At 36.0% G+C, this 3,590-nt stretch carries 5 protein-coding genes; all 5 read right to left on the bottom strand.

All coding sequences use genetic code 11. From position 1 onward, the window contains the following. Window positions 1-280, bottom strand: a 280-nt coding sequence (locus tag K6G87_RS15755; protein ID WP_296839386.1) for a GNAT family N-acetyltransferase, incomplete at its 3' end; no start/stop codon positions are given. Window positions 281-528: 248 nt separating this feature from the next. Beyond that, window positions 529-996, bottom strand: coding sequence for an HIT family protein (locus K6G87_RS15750; protein WP_027216186.1), 468 nt, complete (start codon window positions 994-996; stop codon window positions 529-531). Between the two features lie 214 nt (window positions 997-1,210). Further along, a complete protein-coding gene (locus K6G87_RS15745; RefSeq protein ID WP_296839383.1) occupies window positions 1,211-1,786 on the bottom strand; it encodes a DUF6434 domain-containing protein in 576 nt (191 codons plus the stop codon). A gap of 55 nt (window positions 1,787-1,841) precedes the next feature. Further along, complete coding sequence (locus K6G87_RS15740) at window positions 1,842-2,651, bottom strand: hypothetical protein (protein ID WP_296839381.1); 810 nt, start codon at window positions 2,649-2,651, stop codon at window positions 1,842-1,844. Window positions 2,652-3,016: 365 nt separating this feature from the next. Beyond that, window positions 3,017-3,469: a hypothetical protein gene (locus tag K6G87_RS15730; protein ID WP_296839378.1), complete on the bottom strand. Its 453-nt coding sequence runs from the start codon at window positions 3,467-3,469 to the stop codon at window positions 3,017-3,019. Between the last annotated feature and the right edge of the window lie 121 nt (window positions 3,470-3,590).

The following is a 3,590-nucleotide window of genomic DNA, read 5'->3' as shown; positions in this document are numbered from 1 at the left end:
TATCAAATACCGCAATCATGCCTACCACTTTATTGGATTCTTTCAGTACAATTCCCCAATCAAAATCAGGAGAAGGTTTTCTTTTTACCCAAGGGCGTGGATCAATAAACATAAGTTCAGGATTTTTCTCATTCTTACTTGTTTTTCTGCCCCAATATGTATAGATTTCATCTCTACCAAGCCACTCTTTTAAATCAGGCACATCATTTTCGTTAAGCACACGAATAATCAATCTGTCCGTTTCAAGAATTGGTTTATCTATTTCATAATCTTTTAACATGAATGCTCTCTATTCTCCAAACTTTCTATTTCTTACACGAATACCAATGCTGTGATAGAAAATGTACCAATCAGAATAGTATGACTTTTTGTCACTTCGTTCCAAAAGTCATGCAAATGGCCCAATTGAGAACACCTAAGGTGTTGGGGCCATTTGCCTACAGATTCACTTTCGTACGAAATCCGCAGCCGGTGCGGATTTCCGTAATATACTTACAAGAATCTATTCATATAATCCACTCATTTTGCTTATTTAAGCAGTTTATCCAGCTCGCAAAGAAGCTTTGCTTTCATCTCCTCAAGTTCTTCGGTGCCGGGTCTATTACTATCAGCATACATTTCTTCCATAGGATACCACCAAACTGGTCCCTTGCCGTTGTTGCCATAATTCTCTATATCTCCTGCTCTTCTAGGGAAAAGATGCCAGTGTATATGTGCACCACCTTCGCCGTTACCAAGGCATTCATAATTCATCTTTTCGGCTCCAAAGGCGTTCTTTACTGCTTCAGCAACAAGCGTCATTTCCTGCAAATGCTTAGCTCTTGTTTCTATATCAAGATCAAACAATTCCACAACATGATCTTTATATAGAAAAAGTGTATATCCCTTAAAATGCTGGAAATCTCCGATCACTACATATCCCGTCTCAAGTTCCTTTACAAGAAAAGGATTTTTTCCATCTTTTGTTTCTTTAATTCTTTCACATATTCCGCACATATAAATTCCCTTCTTTTTAATATATAGCTTCTTGCCATAATTTCCAATGAACATAAGCTTTCCCTTTTATCTCATCATCTGTTTCCATCTTTGTGAACGTTATTCCCATGGCTACCTCTGGCAATTATGTTCTAACTTATCCTTATCATGAACAGATCTAAAAGGCTCAGTGTTGTTATCAAAAGTGCAGAATTCTTCTAAGTCAAAATCCGATTTAAACATCCAGTACAGCTAAATCTGCTTTTTCATAACGATTATGTCCTGCAAGGCTCTTTTTATACTTCCAACACTTAATAGCTTCTTCCAGACTCTTTCCCTTATTATCATCAAAGAAATCGCGAATATAAGTATTATATTCAAACTGTTTATCTATCTTGGTTCTACCGTTTTTCTTTTCCTCCATAATTTGGAAATATGCAGCAATGGCATCTTTATATGTTTTTCCAGCATTTTCTTTTAGCCATCGTTGGAAAAGAACGTTAAATGAAAAGCTATTACCAATTTTTTCTTTAAAAAATGCTCGGTGTTTTTCTGAGCACACAAAGCCCGATTCAATCAAAGTATCTTCAACGATTTCTCCGATATGTTCCGCCTTTTTGGCTTTTGAAGTAGGCTTCATCACTTTACCTGTATCAAGGAAACAAGCGATTCTATCAGTAATTTCTATCTTTCCACCAGATGTAGGAAGATTATTCTTTCTGCAGAAATCTACCAATTCTTCTTTCAAATAATAGTAGTTCCGAAAAGTTTTTCCATCTAAAGCAGTAGTTAGTTCCGGTCTATCGTTCATAATAAAACTTACTCCAATTCATTAAATCTATTCTCAAATTCCCCACACTCATACCTCATCTGTATAACTTATTCGCTCTAAACAGATTACAATACTCCATCTGTGAATCATAAAATGCATTATTTTCATCAATTGGCCACTGCGACTTCACTTCATCATTTATGTTTTCATCTTCATGTATTATTTCAGGGAATGTGCGTGAATAGAATGATGCTCTAGCTTCCCATATCTCGCATATGGAAGACGGATATTTAAACTCTTCTTCACTTCTAAACAGCTTTGAAATATGAGGAATGCTCCCCTTGTTAAAGCCTTCATCTAACAGGCGATTTGTTTGCGGATATAGGTGTCCGAAACCGCATACAACAAGAATCTTTTTATCCTCGTAGAGTTTCATTTTCTCCATTATGTTTTGATGTATGTGATCATCCCTGTCATCAGTCGTAGTATTTCGCTTGTAATTGTCATTATCTACTTTCCAATAATCTATCATTTCTACAGGTATATCATTATCCTGGCAATAACAATATGTGATACACATATCAATAGGACCATCCACCACGCCATACTTTTCGTAGTATTCCTCCCTTGCCTCTATGAAAACCACATCAGGATCTATATTTTTAATTGCATTAAGCATTTCCTCAACAGAATAATTTGACAAAGAATCAAAGTGATCTGTATGGAAAGTGCCCATTAGATATACTTCCTGCCCAGCAGTTGTTAGTATTTTCTTAACTGTAAAGCATTTTAGGTTTATGTAGATAACTGCCACCAATACAAAAACGATTCCGAGTGCTACAGCAAAATATTTAAGAAAATTTTTTAATTTTGGATGCTTCTTCATCGTTTCCACCTTTTCCATGTATATATACAACAACTTTACTCATTTTCATCACACTTCTAAATTCATTCCATAAACTATTTGGTATAAATAATCCCTGTCTGTATCCACTGTCTTATATTCTTCCCTCGTGTCCGTTACAAGAATATGCTCTACTCAATCGTAAAACTCTCTGTCTTCAGATCACAATAGTATCTTCCACTCTCAGCCTTGAATCTCAGAACGCAGTAGTCAGGGTCAGTAATTCCGCCTTTGTAAAAAATGGTATCGCCCTTCTAACACTTATGCAAATCACTTTTCAATTTCGTGATCGATCAGTTTATAAATCCAACTATCAAGATCTGAAAAGATGAAACCAGCTTCCTTTGCTCTTTCAGTACTAAAGCTTAAAGTATTCGTAAGACCATTGAATGGTGCAGGCTCTCCATTTTCATCAAGAATTGCCTTTTTACCAAGTTTTTTTCTGCGTAACTGATAATATCGGAAATCTTTATAGCTCCATTAGAGCAGCCATTAACAGGTCCGCTAAAAGGATGATCTGCAAGATACGCAATAAATTCTCCGGCTTCCTTCTCATGTATGAATGCCATTGCCTCATCAAGATCATCAACGTACATTGGCTGATCATTCTTTATATGTTCTATATAAAAATTTAGTCTCTTAGTATAGTCATTCTCTCCAAGGACAACCGGATATCGCACAAAAGTACAGGCCAACGGGTCCATGAATTCCAAAACCGCTCTCTCAGCATTACGCTTAGTCTTTTCATAATCTGAGATTCTGTCCATCCACTCTAATGGATATTCGCTTGTTACAAACTCATCTTCTTCGGCCTTCACGGTTAAAAAAGAATCCCAGATTGATTCTAACTTCACGTCTTCCAATATCATTGTTTGTGTAACAACAAGTATCAAAACCAATAATCTCAAATCCCTGATGAAGATAAAAACCTATTGCCTT

It is taken from the genome of Butyrivibrio sp. (assembly GCF_024699075.1).
The sequence above is the reverse complement of the archived record's forward strand: the minus strand, read 5'-3'. Positions and strand labels throughout refer to the sequence as shown.

Excerpts from the sequence above, each read along its gene's own strand:
- K6G87_RS15740 (WP_296839381.1), bottom strand. The coding sequence starts at position 2,651 with ATGGAAAAGGTGGAAACGATGAAGAAGCATCCAAAATTAAAAAATTTT.
- K6G87_RS15750 (WP_027216186.1), bottom strand. The coding sequence starts at position 996 with ATGTGCGGAATATGTGAAAGAATTAAAGAAACAAAAGATGGAAAAAAT.
- K6G87_RS15745 (WP_296839383.1), bottom strand. The coding sequence starts at position 1,786 with ATGAACGATAGACCGGAACTAACTACTGCTTTAGATGGAAAAACTTTT.